An 18,539-nucleotide genomic window follows, 5' to 3' on the forward strand; every position below is an offset into this window, starting at 1 on the left:
AGACAAAGGCAAGAGGAGCCGTATCTTATGATTTGATCATAAAGATACGACTCTTACTTACATCAACAAATTATAGAATAACACGTATCAATACTCATTTAATTCCATATCCGGACGCAACACATCATTTACCTTTTGTGTAAACTCTTTCGAGAGGGTATAACTGCCTGTTGCGCGCACATCTTCCACAGAAGCGCCAAACTTCACGGTGTATTGACCCTTTGCGCTTACCCAGCTTTGAATCGCTTCGTCGAAAGAGGCCAGATCATAATTAGACACCTTAAAGGTCAACGTCTGGCTTTCACCCGGTTGTAAAAGTTTGGTTTTGGCAAACGACTTAAGCTCGGTGGCCGGCTTCTTCAAACCACCCTTCGGAGCGGATACATATAATTGCACCACCTCTTTGCCTGCCGTTTTACCGGTATTGGTCACGACAATGCTGGCGGTAAATCCATTTCCGGTCGCTTTTACAGTAGCTTTACTATAGGCGAAATTAGTATAGCTCAACCCATAGCCAAACGGGTAAGACACCGCTTTGTTTACCGTATTAAAATAGCGATAACCCACATTGATACCCTCTTGGTGAAGCGTATAATCTACATTCTTCCTCGGATCGCGCTGGCGCGGGAATAACGGGTCATTAGCTGCGGACACCAGGTTAATCGGATAATTCAACGAAGAGGGATGATCCATCGCCGCGATCGGGAAGGTCATAGTCAGTTTCCCGGAGGGGTTCTCTTTGCCTACCAACACATCCGCTACCGAGTTGCCCCCCTCCTGTCCGGGCTGCCATGCCAACAGGATCGCATCGGGCTGGCTCTTCCAAGAGGCTGTCTCAATCACACCACCGGTATTGATAATCACCACTACCCGTTTCCCTTCTGCATGGAAGGCATCGCAGATATCGTCTAATAATTGACGTTCCACATCCGTCAGGTTGAAATCGTCTTCAATCACGCGGTCACCCCCTTCACCGGCTTGTCGGCCGATAGTTAATATTGCGATATCAGCTTCTTTGGCCTGTTTGTCGATGGCCGTTCTGGAAACACTCATTTCAGGCAAAACAGCTTTTCCCCAACGCCAGCCACCAGGAAGTCTGTCGCTTTCGATTTTTGACTCCTGATAAGCTTTGTATTTTGTGTACAGGTCTTTAATACTTTCCGTCACGCTCAGGTTTACATTCGTCAAACCCTGCATCAGGTCAATCACATAAGGCTTATTCACATTACCCGATCCGGTTCCTCCGGCGATGAAATCGTATGAGGTAATACCAAACAGAGCTACATTTTTAATACCTTTCAGTGGCAGAGTAGCCTCCTCATTTTTGAGCAACACCATGCCTTCGGTAGCCGATTGGCGGGTAATAGCGGCATGTTCTTTCAACGCTGGTTTATTGCTGTATTTATATCCTTTGAAGCGTGGGGTCTTCACGATATATTCCAAGATTCGCTTTACACAGATATCCACCTCTTCGATAGCCAATTCCCCACTTTTCACTTTGGCTACAATCTCTTCACTCTGTTCGGGCATACCCGGTTCCATCAGGTCGTTACCGGCCTGTACCTGAGCCACCGTATTGCGCTTACCGATCCAGTCGGTCATCACAATACCGTCGAATCCCCACTCATCGCGCAAGACCGTAGTCAACAATTCTTTGTTCTCCTGGGTCAGCGGACCGTTCAGTCTATTATAGGACGACATCACTGTCCAAGGCGCACTCTCCTTCACGGCTATTTCAAACCCTTTCAAGTAGATCTCGCGCAAGGCACGCTGGGATACCACCTCATTCACGCCCGTGCGGTTGGTTTCCTGGCTATTGGCAGCATAATGTTTAAGGCTTACCCCTACCCCATTGCTTTGTACCCCTTTCACATAGGCCGTAGCGATCAGCCCGGTCACAATAGGATCTTCGGAATAATATTCAAAATTACGTCCGCAAAGAGGAGAACGATGGATATTCATACCCGGAGCTAACAACACATCGGCTCCATATTCCAATACCTCTTCACCGATAGCCTTGCCTACCGCCTCTACCAGGTTCACATCCCAGGTCGACGCCAAGGCTGTACCCACCGGGAAGCCTGTTCCGTAATAGGTGTTGGGATCATTCGGGCGAGTAGGCGAAATACGTATACCGGCCGGTCCATCTGCCAATACCGTAGGAGGAATACCTAAGCGCTCTATGCCCTGGGTCGTACCGGCCGCCCCCGGAACCAAAGCCTGCGTACTGCCTACCGTACTACTGTTTCCTCCGCCGAACGATTCATTACGCCCGCCAACCAATAGGCGCGCCTTTTCTTCCAGCGTCATGGCTTTGACTATTTCATCCACATTATTCTCTTGTAATTTTAACTGCTGGGCATTGGCCTGGCCAACCCCTAACAACAGGCATGCACTTAGTGCAAAAGCATAAATTTTCATTGTACTATATTTAAGATTACTACATGTATGAATTCTCCTTGGGAAAGAACTACGAGTGCAACAAATGTAATTAACAAAAAAGGGGTATATAGGTTAGAAACGTATATTAGACAGGAAATAGTAACCATTCGTTTTATTTAACACATTACAAATCAATCGCTTGTCTTAAGCCAATAGTAAACAGGGTTGAAGCCCGTTTTTAGCCTATACCTTGAGACACAAACTCTATTTTTGCCCTCCCCCCTCCTGCCCGGTTATTGGGTAGGGAGTGCCTAGGGGGTGCCTACGTACTGCCTACGTACTGTCTACGTACTGTCTACGTACTGTCTACGTACTTTTTACGTACTTTTTATATAGGCACTATGTAGGCACTATATAGGCACTATATAGGCACTCCCTAGACACCCCCTAAATACTATTAAAACGTAAGCTAATCACCCTATATACAGCCCGATTTCTCGGTCTACTCCTATCGAAAAGAGTCTTATTTCGGAAAATTAATTACTTTTTGATAGTGAGAAAAATGCGAATTTTAAGCCTCATTTTATCATTTATTAACATATAACCCGATTTAAGGTCATTTTTCAGCGAAAATATAGGAGAAATTATACAGTCCTGTCGGACGTATATAAAAACAAAACAAGTCAAATGCGCGGAATAGTTACAAGGATTATTATTATATTTGTCAACCATAGTTATTGTAACCTTAAGAAAGAACATGATGAAAAAAGCCATGATTCTACTCACTATTATTTGTTTATTATGTGCCTGTAGCTGTAGCCCTACCCCTCATTCCCAGACGGAAGGGAGGGAATATCTGAGTAGGTTGGACTCGGCCTTAAACCGAAAAGAGGAGTATAGACGAATCCTTGACAATAAATTAGTGGAACTCAAACAGAAAGCCTCCCAACCTCAAAGCTTAGAGGCAAGTTACTTCTACAATAAATTAATTTACGAAAACTATTATTCCTTTTCATACGATTCAGCCCTATTTTATATAGAAAAGAACTATGCATTGGCATCGCAACATGATAAAACCGACCGGATAGTCGAGTGTTATCTTGCCAAAGCCAAGGTATATTCCGCTATCGGACTATTAGACGAGGCCTATGAGGTATTGGATAAAGCCCGGCAGCTCCCCATGTCTCGGGAGATTAAATTAGAGTATTATGTTCAACAACTTTACTATTGGTCGCAGCGCTCTATCTACTATAATTCTCCTTTACTGGATGAGGTACATGCTTACGGCGATTCTCTGATGACTATTGAAACAAACCAATCCTCTCCTTACTACCTATGGGGGCGTTTCTGGAACGAAACAGACGCGGAGAAAAAGCCGGAGGTATGTCGTATGCTTAGGGAGCGGGTGGATACAATGGAGGCAGATGATTTATGGTATGCTCAATTATGCTTCGCTACCGGGATTCTGTCAAGTGCAACAGGCGACAGCGAGAATATGTTGAAGTATTATGTCAAAGGGCTTTGTGCCGATATCTCACGGGTGAACAGAAACCTGCCCTCCCTGCTCATTGTAGCGAGTTATGCGCGTGAAATAGACGAATTGGTCTATGCCAATCGCTTTATGAAAGCCTATATGGGGATGCTAAACGATTACCCTGACCGTGTACGGGGCGGCACAATACATGTGCCCATTATGCGACTATACGACTCAACCGTGGCGCATCTGGAAGAGGAGGCCAAAAAGCGTAACGCCTTTATAGGGGGCATTGCGGCAATGGCTTTCATTCTTTTGATCTTATTAGTCTTTGTATATATGCTTTTTAAAAAGCAACTCAAATTGCGGAAACAGTTGAGCCAAAGCAACCGGGAGTTGGATGTAAACCTGCAATTACTTTCCGAACATCAGAAGGAATTGCAGATTGCCCATGACTCCTTAAGTGAGAGTAGCAAGCAATTGGTTGAAGTCAATGAGCGGTTGCAGGAAGCCAGTTTCCTGAAAGAGGAGTATATCGGGAAGCTTTTTGCCGTTTGTTCCGATTACCTGGAGAAGATCGTCAACTTCCGGAAGAGTATTCATCGCAAGCTGAAAGCGAAGCAATACGATGACTTACTTAAGATGACAGCCCCCAACGACTCCACGATGAGCAATGAGATGAAGGAGTTCAACAACCATTTTGACAGCATCTTCCTGAGTATCTTCCCCAACTTCCTGGAAGAGCTCAACACCCTGCTCAAGCCGGAAGAGCATATCGTGGTGCGCAATGAGGAGAAGTTGAATACGGATATTCGTATCTATGCCTTGGTTCGGCTGGGGATCAACAACAGTGTGAAGATTGCCAAAATATTAGGCGTATCGCCACAAACGATTTATAACAGCCGTATGAAGATGCGTGGCCGGATTATTGCTTCGGAAGAGGAGTTCATCCGGCAGGTGCGTAAAATTGGTGGTTGGAAAGCCCCTGATGAGCCTCTACCGGAGGAGTTCTGAGGTTACAACAACCTTACCAACGATAAAAAGTAAACCGCACGCACACAAACACTTACACTAACCAAAACCTTACTAACTTTCTTAAGAAGCGTATTACTACCCCAAACAACCCCTTAACGCCTCTATTATATTTGTCTTAGCGTTTGCTACCAGACTAAATAATAATAGACCTCATGAATTACACACGGTTGTTTTGGCTTCTCCTGATCGGTTTGTTCTTCTCCTGCGAAGAACAGACACTGATTCGTGAGTGGGTCAGTTCAACCGAAAGCAATACATGGCAGGAGGTACTACCGAACGAAACGGATGCGACCTCCCCCGCGACCTCAACCATCAGTCTAAACAGCAAGAACGCAGGGCATCAGCTAAAAGGCTTTGGCGCCAGTTTCTATGCGTTGGGATGGGAATCACTCAATAAACTATCGTCCACCGACAAAGCCTCTGTCTTAGCAGAGTTTTTCACGCCCGGCACCGGCGCTAACTTCACCGTAGCGCGGATCCCCATGGGTGCGGATCATTTCAGTTCCGATTGGCATTCATACGACGAGGTGGAGGGCGACTTCGACCTGCGCTATTTCTCCATCGAACAGGACGAAAAAGCACTTATCCCTTTCCTGCAAGAGGCGATGCATAAAAACCCCAACCTGATCGTATGGGCCTCTCCCGGCGTTCCTCCCTCGTGGATGATAGAGGACAAATTATTTATCACCGAGGAGCTCTACCTGCAGGCCTATGCCTCCTACTTTGCTAAGTATATTGATGCCTACCGACTGAAAGGGATTCCTATCAGCCGGATCACCCCACAGGATGAGTTTCATCCTTCCACTTACACACTGACTCCGTCCGGCCTGGCTCAGTTTATTCGGGTATTAAAGCCCAAGATGACAGAAAGAAAGGTTGCGCTCTATTGGGGAAATCAACCCAAAGAGGGCGAGGGAGAAAATGATCGGGAAAGGGCTTTCCTTTTGTGGAATCAGATAAAACATTCCCTAAAACAGGGTGATGATATCTATGCCTATGGCTCCCTCTCTTTACCCAAAAAGGAGGTGTCGCAAAACGCCTTAGTGGTCGTGGATGAAGCAACCAAGAGTTATGAGTTCACACTTGATTATTATTTGATGAAACATATCAGCCATTATGTGCAACCCGGTGCCCGGTTGTTGTCCATAACGGATGAGAGCTATCAGGATGCCCTGGCTTTTATCAATCCGAACAAAAGAGTCGTGGTGGTATCAGCTAATCAAACAGAGCAACCTATAACACTCCAACTGGATATCGATGGAAGGCAACAAGTGGCCACTATGCCTCCCTATTCATTCCATACATGGGTGTGTCGATAAGAAGACGCGAAGAGCGATATATTGTTTATTAACTTTAAGTTTATTATTAATCATGAAAAGAAAAAATCATTCATTCAGGCTATGGTCTGTGATTTTGTTTTTGTGTGCCAGCTCATCCTTATGGGCTCAACTGACTGTCAAGGGTCTGGTGCAAGATGCCAATCAGGAACCTATCATTGGTGCCAATGTACTGGAGGTGGGGACTATGAATGGGGTAACGACCGACATTGACGGATTATTTACCCTCACAGTGAGTAATGGGGCAAATCTGCAGTTCTCGTATGTAGGTATGCAAACCCATGTAGAGAAAGCGGCAGCCAACATGACTATCACGATGCAGGAAGACAGCGAGTTGCTTGATGAGGTCGTGGTAGTGGGTTATGGTACGACCAAACGTAAGAACTTTACCGGTTCGGTCTCTACCTTCAAAGTATCCGAAGGCGGGGTGGCCCTGACAGCTCCTAACAGTGCGTTGGATATGTTGCGTGGTATTGCGCCCGGTTTATCCATGTCGCAATCGGGTGTAGCAGGTGCCAGCGCCAGCATTCAGATCCGTGGTCAGAAATCCATCAATGGTGGCAGCGATCCGTTGATCGTACTGGATGGTGTCATCTTCAAAGGCTCTATCAATGATATCAGTCCCGATATCGTGGAGTCGATGAGCGTTATGAAAGATGCGACTTCGTTAGCTGCTTATGGTTCCCAGGCTGCCAACGGGGTGATTATGATCACCACCAAAAAGGGCGAAAAGGGTAAACCGATGATCAACTTCCGCGGCTCCATCTCTTTGTCAGAATCCAACTACAAACCCGATATTCGTGACGGATACGAATACATTGACCTGATCAATGCACGTACCGGCCGCGAAGCAGGTGATATCTCCTGGATGGGCGATTTGGAAAAGGCCAACTACGAAAAGGGAGAATGGACAGACTGGTATGACTTCGTGTCGCAAACCGGTGTTCGTCAGGACTACGCTTTGAATATCTCCGGTGGTACAGACAATATGGATTATCTGGTAGGGGCTTCTTATATGGACAATAAGAACTTTATCAAAGGGAATACGTTTGTGCGGGAAACGGTAAACGCACGCGTGAACACAAAGATTACCAAATATATAAGAGCCGGATTGAACTTCAACTTTGCCAATATGGAAATGGATGGTATCCGTCCTTCCTACAACCGTTATTACTCTCCATGGGGTGAGCCTTATATGGAAGATGGCAAAACATTACGTAAGCATATATTAGGTGCCAAAGAGCCGACTACGTTCAACCCGTTATGGGGGGTAGACGATGGTGGTGTGGATGCCGAAACACGTATCAATTCGATCACCCTGGGGGGAGAAATAGAGGTGAAGATCCCCTATATTGATGGATTGAGTTATAAACTGACCGGTAGCTATACCAACCGTAATATCAACAGCCGCCGTTTCAACTACGAAAAATATTATGTGAACGAAGGCGAGCCTTATACATCTGATTCTTTTGACAAACATTTGAATCAGGCAAATGGCTATATGAGTGCCAACAAGAATATTTCATACGTTTTCGATAATATCTTGACCTATACGCGTGAATTTGGCGATCATTTCCTCAATGCTACCTTGGTGTACACACGCGACTCCAACCGCTCGGAAGGCAATCAGGTGGATGGCTCCGACTTTGCTGCCATTGGTAATACGACACTTGGTTTTTACGGCTTGAATAATGCTTCTTCTCAAAAAATCAGTGAGATCAGCTATACCCTCCACAACAACGTAGGTTATCTGGGACGTGCAAGCTACTCTTTCAAAGACACCTATCATTTCAATGCCTCTGTTCGTCGCGACGGTAGCTCAGTCTTTGGTGCGGATAAGAAATGGGGGACTTTCCCGGCTGTAGGGGTAGCCTGGACCATCTCGAACGAGAAATTCTGGAGCAAAATCCCTTGGATGAGTGATACAAAGCTGAAGGCTTCCTGGGGTAAGAACGGTAACCAGTCCCTGCGCCCTTATGGAACGCTATCAACAGTAACGATGGGTAAATCAGGCGGATATACCTATTACTTCGGTGGAACTCCTTATTTCGCTCAATCATTGGCCACTTTAGGTAACCCACTACTGGGTTGGGAAACAACCACCTCTTGGAACTTTGGTGTAGAAACAGACTTCCTGAAAGGCCGCTTGCATTTCGAACTCGATGCCTATACCGCTCAGACGACCGACCAGATCTTCAACCGTACGATCCCGGTAATGGGCGCAGGTATCTCCTCACAGTCCTCTACGATGGGACAGATCAACAACTGGGGGATTGAGTCGACTCTGCGCTCTATAAACATGAAAACAAAAGACTTTATGTGGACCACTACCCTGTCATTCACCATGAATCGCAGTATTCTGCACGAGCTTTATGGAGACGGGAAAGACGATATCACTAACAACCTCTTCTTGAATAAGTCGTTAGGAGCTATCTACGGGTATGAGTGGATTGGCATTATCCAGCAGGATGCAAAAGGCGATGCCTATATAGCTGCCAACGGTGGTAACTACGGAGACCCGATGTATGCCAATATCGACAATAGCGAAGATGGTAAGATCACGCCGGAAGACCGCAAGGTACTGGGTTACGACAAAGAAAACTTCCGTTTAAGCCTGGCTAATACCATCAGCTGGAAAAACTGGTCGCTCTATTTCTTATTCAACGGAGCATTTAGCGGTGGAGGCTACGGTGTAGCGGCTAACAACAACGCTTTTGTTTCTTTCGAAAACATGGCATGGAACAATACGGAAGACCACCCCTGGTGGACACCGGAAAACAAAACAAACAAATACCTTAGCCCGAATGGCGATACATCTAAGTTTGTTGGTTTGCAGTCGTATGGTTTTGTTCGCTTGCAAGACCTGAACATCTCATACAATTTCAGAAGCCCATGGCTGAAGAAGATGGGTGTAGCTCAGTTGCAACTCTATGCGTCAGGCAGTAACCTGTTTTTCATCGCTCCGGGATGGGACTTCAGTGATCCGGAGGTACGCAGCAGTCGTTCGCAACAGCTTCCTCGTTCGTATACATTTGGTATGAACTTAAGATTCTAATACTTTTTAAACAATTGCAATTATGAAAAAGAATATATATTTATTGATCGGGTTGTTTGCAACAGCATTATTCACAGGATGCGACGATAATGGCTTCCTGGAAGAAAAACCCAAAACGATCTATACGGTAGATAATGCCTTTGCAAAGAGCAGCCAGGTAGATGCGACGATTGTTCGTGCTTACGTTGCCTTCACAGACTTGTATGGAGTAGCGAATAGCTTTATGGAGAGCTCAAGAGGAGCTGCCAACTTATTACATGGTAATGGTGCGGATTATTTCGGGGGCAATGGCTATCCCTATATGGCATCCGGTTTGTTCTCTAATTTCATGAACCTGAACTCCGACAATGCAGCGTTCAATGGGCTTTGGAATTCACTCTATCAGTTGGCTGCACATGCGAATCTGGCTTTGTATGGTGCGGAACTGGTAAACTGGGAATCAGAGAGCGATAAGGCCTATGCGGTAGCACAAGCCAAATTCTTCCGTGGCTGGGCCTATTTGCGACTGGCAGAATGTTTTGGTGGTGTGCCCATCGTGTCTGAATACTCCGACGAATTGAAGTTCGATTATGGTCGTTCCACGCGTGAGGAGACATATAAATTTGCTATCGAGGATCTAAAAGTGGCCGTAGCCGGTCTTCCTAACTACCCGGAACAAGACGGACGCATTGCCAAAGGCATTGCTAACCACTATCTGGCTGAAGCCTATATCGCGTTAGGCACAGAAACGGGCGACAAATCACAATTCGGTCTGGCTGTACAGGCAGCCGAGGCTACCATTGCCCTTCATCCGTTGATGAAAGAGCGCTTTGGTGTACGTGCCAACCCGGCAGATCAGGGCAAGTCGAACGGTGTAGCCAACTACAAAGAAGATGGCAATGTATTCTATGACCTCTTCCAGTTGGGCAACTATGATTATAGCATAGGCAATACAGAAAGTCTGATGGCTGTTCAGGTACCGGAAGTAGAAAAATACGATGAAAACGGCGGACGTTTCTATATGTTTGGTATCACTTGTTATACGCCGTTCCGTGACCTGAACTGGGCAGCGCCTTATCAGGAAGATGGCACATCGGGTGGTCCATGGAAAGGCAATGTGGATTATAGCCAGTATCCGGGTGGACCTAACTCACCCTATTTGGGTGGTACCACCTGGGGTATGGTAGGTTCTGCCGATTACATCGATGATGTGGTCTGGGAAGGAGACTTTGCAAATGATATCCGCAATGCGGAGGTAAACCTCTGTAATCCGATCGTCTTAGATACCAAACACTCCAGACATGGACAGGTGGTTCAGAAAGAATGGTTGGAATTTCCTTCAACCCATATGCGTATATCTTGTAAAGTAACGATGCAAGACGGTTGGGGATGGACAGCCCGTCACACACATGCCAATGGGCCGTATGCCGTTATGTGGGGACGCGACTGGTATGTAGCTCGCTCTTCGGAGACCTACCTGTTATTGGCGGAGGCTCATCTGCGTAATGGCAATCAATCGGGTGCCACCACTGCCATCAACGAAGTGCGCAAACGTGCGAAAGCCGGTTTTGAATATACTTCCGTTTCGTTGAAGGATATCCTGGATGAACGTGCTCGTGAATTGGCATGGGAAGAACATCGCTGGCCGACATTGCTTCGCATGAATACAGCGAATGGCCCATGTGCAGAGGTGGCTTATCAATTAGAGAAACATACCATGTATGCTTCCGATTGTGGTCAACCGGGTATTAAACCGGCCTGGGGACTCTTCCCGATACCTTTGACCGTTATCAACTTAAATTCAGATCTTGAACTGGCACAAAACCCAGGTTGGTAATAGTTCTATTTTTTTTCTCACCCGCATGAGAATTTTTTCTCACGCGGGTGAGAATAAATTCTCAGCGCTAAAAAACGATGAGAAACCTGCTTCGGCAGGTTTTCTATTGACCATTTACTTACATTCAAAACAACGCATATGAATCACAAATTCACTAAGAGAGTAATGCCGATACTCCTTCTGTTACTCATAAGTATCTATTTACAGGCAAATCCTTCCATCGTGAAACTACAAACCGAATTTATGGATCATCCGATCGGTATGGATGTTTCGCGTCCACGCTTCAGTTGGAAAATGCAATCCGACAGGTATGGAGCAGCACAAACCGCGTACCGAATCGTAGTAGCCCTCTCCCAGGACGATCTGGCGAAAGGCAACTATGTGTACGACACAAACAAAATAGACTCTGATGCCTCTATCGGCATCGCTTATAATGGAGATGCCCTAAAGGCAACCACCAGATACTTCTGGAAAGTACAGGTATGGGATGAAAAGAACCAGATGAGTGAATCGGCAACCGAATGGTTTGAAACCGGACTACTCGGCACCAGCTGGCGCAACGCGCAATGGATCGGTTCTTCTGTGTATAACTTATCAAAATACCGTAGTCAGTTTGTCATCGATTATGATTTCCAGATCGCGCAAGGCAGCCACCAAGCGGTATTTCTGTTTGGAGTAAAGAACCCGAAGAGCTATATATCCATTAAAATCGACACCAAAGAGAAGGCGAAACTAATCCTTAGCCGCACATTAAACGGGGTAGAAACCATCGAATACAGCGAAGATGTATCCTCTATCATTACCGCATCGAACAAACTGGCGAAGCATCATATAAAGGTAGATGTGGCCGGTCCGAGAGGTTACAGTATGTATATCGAATTAAACGGAAATAAAATAAAAGCGACCAGTAAGGCGGCAGCAGCCGGTGGCCCCGGTGGTCCTCAAGGCATGTATGGCGGGAACGATCCCTATCGTTTCAGAACCAACAATGATTCCCCCGAAGAGCCCAATGCCAACAGCCGCTTGTATCAGATAGGCTTCAACCAGCCCAAAGGCGAAAAGGCGACATTCAGCGACATACAGATAAGCGAGAATTACTGGAACTCCATCCAATACGCAGACCAAAAGGAATATGCCATCACCGGCGACGGCAAGGTGCTTTCATGGCAACCGGGTGGCGATATCTCTGCTCCTATGCTTCGCAAAACGATCCAAGTATCCAAGAAGCTCAAACAAGCTCGCCTCTATGCCACGGCAAGAGGGGTCTATGAATTCTATATCAACGATAAGAAAGTAGGCAAGGACTACCTGAACCCGGGATGGACAGATTATCGTTATCGTATCATGTACAATACCTTCGATATTACAGATATATTGAAAGAGGGAGCAAATGGCGTGGGCGCCATGATCGGAACGGGATGGTTCAGCGATCATATGGGATTCAACTCTTCCTGGCAGGATCAATATGGCGTGAAACAGTCGCTCATGGCTATGATCACACTGGAGTATACCGACGGCACCAAAGAGACGATTGTGACCGACGGCAGCTGGAAATGTTATGACAATGGCCCGATCGAAGCCAACAGCCTGTTGAACGGAGAAGATTATAATGCCATGAAAGAGGTGCCCGGATGGACATTAGGCCACTTTGACGATTCCAAATGGCAGGAGGCCACCGTGGTGGAAGCACCTTCTCAAACGGTTATCCTGCAAGGATATGTCGGATTAACAGCACAAAACACCGTTACCCTGAAGGCTAAATCGGTCAAGAAAGTAGGCAACACCTATGTGTATGACCTGGGACAGAACATGGCAGGCGTTCCCCGTCTGGTGAATATGAAAGGAAAAGCAGGTCAGCAGATCACCATTCATTTTGCCGAGATGCTTTATCCGGAAGTGATCCCCACGAATCCGGTTGCGCCTTATACGGTAGAGATGTATAAAGAGAAGAAAGGACAGATGTATCTGGAGAACTACCGGAGCGCTCTATCGACAGACCATTATACCTTCAAAGGTGATCCGAAGGGTGAAACCTACGAACCACGCTTTACCTATCATGGTTTCCGCTATCTGTCGATCGACGGATTGGACGAGCCCCTGCCCCTGGAGAATGTGTTAGGCATTGCTCTGGAATCGATTGGCGAACAGACAAGCTACTATGCAACATCCAACGAAAACGTTAATCGTCTGTTTGAGAACATTGTATGGGGACAAAGGGGCAATTTCCTGGCTGTGCCGACCGATTGCCCGCAACGCGACGAACGAATGGGCTGGACCGGAGATGCGCAGGTGTTTGCCCGTGCAGCCACCTATAATATGAATGTCGATCCCTTCTTTACACGTTGGTTCCACACCGTCAGAGACAATCAGGGAACAGATGGCGGATATGCCGGGTATTTCCCGAACCTGGGGCCTCCTCCCGCAGGTGCACCGGCCACAGGCGGCATGGTTGTCGGCGGTTGGCAGGAAGTAGGCGTCATTGTTCCCTGGCAGCTCTATCAGCAATATGGCGATGTGGGTATGATCGAGGAACACTATCCCTCCATGGTGAAGTTTATTGACTACTTAGAAAGAATCGCGACAGACTATATCCAGCCAATCGGCGGAACGGGCGACTGGTTAGGGCTTGTTAGTACAAACACCATGCTTACCAACACGGCCTATGCCGGATACGCGGCATGGATCATGAAAAACATTGCCGAAGCATTGAATAAAGAGAGCGATGCCAAACGATTCGCTACCTTCTACGACAATATCAAGAAGGCATTCAACAAAACATTTGTCGATGCGGAAGGCTATACCATCGTACCTGCCGAAGCAGCCCGATTCAGAGGCATGCCGACGCCGGGAAGCAGCGGCCAGGAGCCTGAAGTAATCGGCGATGACCCGGTACGTGTGCATACGCAGACCTCTTACATATTGCCGCTCTATTTTGGCCTGTTCGACGACCAAAACAAAGAGAAAGCCATCCAGCATCTGTTGGAAACAATCAAAGACAGTGACTACACGCTTACCACCGGATTTGTAGGTACGCCCTATATCACGACTGTTCTTTCAGAAAACGGCTATCACAAAGAGGCCTATAACCTATTCCTGCAAACCAAGTTTGCCTCCTGGTTATTCCCTGTGATGCAAGGAGCCACAACGATGTGGGAAAGATGGAACTCCTATACCGTAGAAAACGGGTTCGGCCCGGTGAGTATGAACTCATTCAACCACTACGCCTATGGAGCGATCGAAGAATGGATGATGTCTCACAGTGCCGGTATTGAAAGAGATCTGAAGAATCCGGGCTACAAACACATTATTCTTCAACCGCAGACCGACGAAAGACTGGATTATGTGAAAGCTGGCTTTGAAACCATGTATGGCATGGTAGAGAGTAGCTGGGAAGTAAAGAACGGCAAATGCACCTATAAAGTGACCGTTCCGCCCAATACGACCGCCACGTTATACCTACCAGCCAAGAACGCAGGAAAGGTAAATGTTGCCAAAGGCAAAGAGGGTATACGCTCGAACAAATACAACAATGGCAAAAGCCAGTACGAACTTACCTCGGGCAGTTATGAATTTGTAGTGTCTAAGTAACAAACACAGCTATTTGAATGATAAAGACAAGATTATTAAATCAAATCAGCGTTGCCTTATCATGCATCCTACTGCTTGTTTTGGCATCTTGTTCAGGGGGAGGGCGTATAAGCCCTTCCGACCTGCGTGTTGAGCATATGAAAGATCCTTCGGTGGTAGACCTCTCCTCCCCTCGCCTGTCGTGGGTAAACAGCCTTACATCCGATGGGATCAGGGGTGAACAGCAAACAGCCTATCAGATTCATGTGGCATCGAACAAGGAAAAGCTATTGAAAGGCTACGCCGATATATGGGATAGCGGCAAGGTATCCTCTTCAGACTCGTATCTTATCCCCTACGAGGGTGCCGCGTTAGTCTCCGGCAAGGATTATTATTGGCGCGTAAGGGTATGGGACAGCCTTGACGCAGCCTCCGGTTGGAGCGATGTAGCTTCCTGGGGCATGGGTCTGTTGTCGGCCGACGAATGGCAGGCGAAATGGATCGGTGCGCCGTGGCAGGATGAAAACCCTAAACGGACCATCGAACCAATGCGCCCCTTTACACCCGGTGCCCATCCGATGCGGTTCCAGGCACCTACCTACAAGTTCGATCCGGCGCCTCTTTTCCGTAAAGCCTTTACGCTTCAGGGCAAGGTGGCACAAGCCAAGGCGTTTGTTAGCGGACTGGGCTATTTCGAGTTCTACCTGAACGGAGAAAAGGTGGGAGACGATTGTTTGGTGCCCAATTTCACCAATTACAGCAATCGTGATATGATCGAAAATGCGTATATCGCTATCGACAACAACTTCCGTAACCACCGGGTCATGTATCTGGCCTATGATGTTACAGACCGGTTGAAAGAAAAAGAAAACGTAGCCGGCGCTATCGTGGGCGATGGTTTCTACGACTCTACCTCCCGTTGGGTGGCCTCTTTCGGTTCCTCCCGCTTTATCTGCCAATTGGAAATAACCTATCAGGATGGCACGAAAGAACTGATCTGCACGGATGAGAGCTGGAAAGCCAAAGAATCGGCGATTGTTATGAATGGCGTATATGACGGTGAGATCTACGATGCAACGAAAGAGACAACCGGTTGGGCAACGATCGCTTGCGATGATGCCGCTTGGCAAAACGCAGCGCTTCGTCTGGCACCAACAGGTGAGATGACAGCCCATATGGCTCCAACCGACAAGGTGGTTGAAACCCTGAAGCCTGTATCGCTGACCAAACAGGACGACGGAAGCTACGAAGTAGACTTCGGCGTAGAGATATCCGGCTGGATCCGCCTGAAAGAGATTACGGGAAACAAGGGTGACACGGTGGATGTGAAATACATTTGCGAAATGCCTCTTGGTGTTCATAAATACATTTTCAGTGGTGAAGGAAAAGAATCACACGTGCCACGGTTTACCTGGTATGTATTTAGCAAAGCTATTATCAGCGGGGTGGAAAACCTGACTGCCGATATGCTTGTGGCCGAAGCTGTCAATACCGATGTGCTGGTAACGGCTGAGTTTCATACATCAAACGAACTGTTCAACACGATCAACAGCATCTGGCAACGCAGCCAATTGGACAATATGCACGGAGGTATTGTGAGCGACTGTCCGCACCGGGAGCGTTCGCCTTATACCGGCGACGGCCAGGTGGCTATGGTGACCGTGATGTATAATTTCGATGCCGCCTCCATGTACCAGAAGTGGATCCGCGACATGAACGATGCGCAGAATGTAGAAACAGGTTATGTGCCCAACGGAGCGCCCTGGCAACCGGGTTGCGGCGGCGGGGTGGCCTGGGGAGCTGCCATGAACATTATGCCGTGGGAATATTACGTGCATTATGGTGATAAAAAAATGCTGGAAGACAACTTCGTCGCCATGAAAGAACAGGTGAAATATATGCTTACCTGGCTCACCAAAGAGGGCACGATGTATTCTCAACGCACCAATATCAACTCCACGCAGGTGAACTATTGGCTTAACCTGGGCGATTGGGTAGGTCCCTTCCAGAATCCTTCGGAAGAGTTAGTCCATACATTCTATCTCTGGCGTTGCGCTGATTTCACGGCCAAAGCGGCCAAAGCATTGGGTAAAAGCGAAGATCAAAGCTATTACGCCCAAGTGGCGAATGATGTAAACACGGCCTTCCATGCGAAGTTCTACGATAAAAAGAACAAGACGTATGGTGACTACGGCAGCAATATCTTCGCCTTGGTGATGGGTGTTCCCGCCGATCGCTATGAAGAGGTGAAGGCGACACTGCGCAAAGAGATCGTCGAGACCTACGATGGCCATCTGAATACAGGTATATTCGGAACGCAGTTCTTCTTCGAAACATTGGCCGCACACGGTATGAACGATGTGGCTTACGAAGCGATGAACAAACGCGACTTCCCCAGTTTCGGATCTTGGATCGGACAAGGGGCTACGGTGACATGGGAAAAATGGGATGGAAACGATTCCAGAAACCACCCGATGTTCGGCGGTTCGTTGACCTATTTCTACCGTACATTGGCGGGAGTAAGTGCCGACGAAAAGGAACCGGGCTTCAAACATATCATCATCAAGCCGACGGTGACCGAGGCGCTCGACGATGTATATTATGCCAACCAAACACCCTACGGCAAGGTTGTGTCTGAAATCAAGAAAACCGATCAGGGATTAAATCTAAATGTTACTGTGCCGGTAGGAAGCTACGCTACGGTATATATTCCCCAGATAGGTGCTTCCGCCATCACAGAGAGCGGCCAGCCCCTCTCCTCTCCTTTTATCGAGGAACTGGGCGATGAAGAGGGATATAAAGTGGTTCGCGTACAACAGGGTAATTATTCATTTATCATTCAATAAGATGAAGAAAACAGGCATCATGGCAATCCTTCTCGCCGCGGTATGGTTCGGCGGAATGGGTTGCCATGCGCAGGGAATGCAACAGCCCAATCGCCCGGCAAAAGTCCGCCCAAGCCATCAGATGCGTCTGATTATCGACAATGATTACGCAGGCGATCCGGACGGTATGTTCCAACTGGTGCACCATCTGTTGTCTCCTTCGGTCGATATCAGGTATATCATCGGCTCACACCTGAGAGTAGGCGATGTATTCGATTCAACGAACCAAACGGCAGATAACGCCAAAAAACACATCGAAGCGATTCTTGAGATGATGGGTATGACGGGGAAATATCCGGTGTTGGCTGGTTCAAACATAGGGTTATCCGATCCGGAAACCCCTCTCCATTCGGAGGCTGCCAAGGCGATCGTGAAAGAAGCGATGCGTGACGATATGGACTTGCCTCTGTATGTGGTTTGCGGTGGCGGACTCACCGAGATAGCAAGCGCTTACCTGATGGAACCGCGGATCGCCGACCGGCTGACATTAGTTTGGATCGGTGGGATGGAATATACCGATGTCGCATTGCCTCCTCCGGGATATGCGCGTACGGAATATAATACGGCGATTGATATCAATGCGGTCAAAGTAATATTCAACAAGTCTGACATCAAACTGTGGCAAATACCACGCAATGTTTATCGTCAGGCTTTGGTGACAAAGGCGGAACTGAACCTGCGTGTAAAGCCCTATTCAGCAGTTGGGGCAAAGATAACCGACATGATCGAACACATCCTGAACAGGATGGCTCGCGAAGCATACATACTTGGCGACAATCCGTTAGTGTTAGTTACCGCTCTTTTATCTATCTTTGAGGCAGATGCCACATCAAGCCCGTACCAACTTCGTCAGGCTCCGTTTATCAATGACGAAGGCATGTATGAGATCAATCGGGAGGGACGAATCATTAAGGTGTTTAACCAGATTGACAACCGGCTGATGTTCGAAGATATGTTTGCCAAGATGCAACTGTTACAAAGTCAATAA

8 protein-coding genes are annotated in these 18,539 nt (G+C 47.4%); 7 read left to right on the forward strand and 1 reads right to left on the reverse strand.

Going from position 1 to position 18,539, the window contains the following annotated elements; genetic code table 11:
• Positions 1 to 87: 87 nt before the first annotated feature.
• Positions 88 to 2,421, reverse strand: a complete 2,334-nt coding sequence (locus M2134_RS11595) for a glycoside hydrolase family 3 C-terminal domain-containing protein (protein WP_280751249.1) — start codon at positions 2,419 to 2,421, stop codon at positions 88 to 90.
• Between the two features lie 718 nt (positions 2,422 to 3,139).
• Here M2134_RS11595 and M2134_RS11600 point away from each other — a divergent pair.
• From M2134_RS11600 to M2134_RS11630, 7 genes are all read left to right on the forward strand, one after another.
• Positions 3,140 to 4,870, forward strand: a complete 1,731-nt coding sequence (locus tag M2134_RS11600; protein WP_280751248.1) for a DUF6377 domain-containing protein — start codon at positions 3,140 to 3,142, stop codon at positions 4,868 to 4,870.
• Positions 4,871 to 5,043: 173 nt separating this feature from the next.
• Entirely contained in the window at positions 5,044 to 6,210 is a 1,167-nt protein-coding gene (locus M2134_RS11605) for a glycoside hydrolase family 30 beta sandwich domain-containing protein (protein WP_280751247.1), read from the forward strand.
• A gap of 52 nt (positions 6,211 to 6,262) precedes the next feature.
• Positions 6,263 to 9,283 carry a TonB-dependent receptor gene (locus M2134_RS11610; protein ID WP_280751246.1) on the forward strand — a complete coding sequence of 1,007 codons (3,021 nt, stop codon included), beginning with the start codon at positions 6,263 to 6,265 and terminating at the stop codon, positions 9,281 to 9,283.
• 22 nt (positions 9,284 to 9,305) lie between these two features.
• Complete coding sequence (locus M2134_RS11615; RefSeq protein WP_280751245.1) at positions 9,306 to 11,099, forward strand: RagB/SusD family nutrient uptake outer membrane protein; 1,794 nt, start codon at positions 9,306 to 9,308, stop codon at positions 11,097 to 11,099.
• Positions 11,100 to 11,321: 222 nt separating this feature from the next.
• Positions 11,322 to 14,687 carry a glycoside hydrolase family 78 protein gene (locus M2134_RS11620; RefSeq protein WP_280758193.1) on the forward strand — a complete coding sequence of 1,122 codons (3,366 nt, stop codon included), beginning with the start codon at positions 11,322 to 11,324 and terminating at the stop codon, positions 14,685 to 14,687.
• 17 nt (positions 14,688 to 14,704) lie between these two features.
• Positions 14,705 to 17,512 carry an alpha-L-rhamnosidase N-terminal domain-containing protein gene (locus M2134_RS11625; protein ID WP_280751243.1) on the forward strand — a complete coding sequence of 936 codons (2,808 nt, stop codon included), beginning with the start codon at positions 14,705 to 14,707 and terminating at the stop codon, positions 17,510 to 17,512.
• A 1-nt stretch (position 17,513) separates the two neighbouring features.
• A complete protein-coding gene (locus M2134_RS11630; RefSeq protein ID WP_280751242.1) occupies positions 17,514 to 18,539 on the forward strand; it encodes a nucleoside hydrolase in 1,026 nt (341 codons plus the stop codon).

Source organism: Parabacteroides sp. PM6-13, from assembly GCF_029892605.1.
Taxonomy (GTDB): Bacteria; Bacteroidota; Bacteroidia; order Bacteroidales; family Tannerellaceae; genus QVMG01.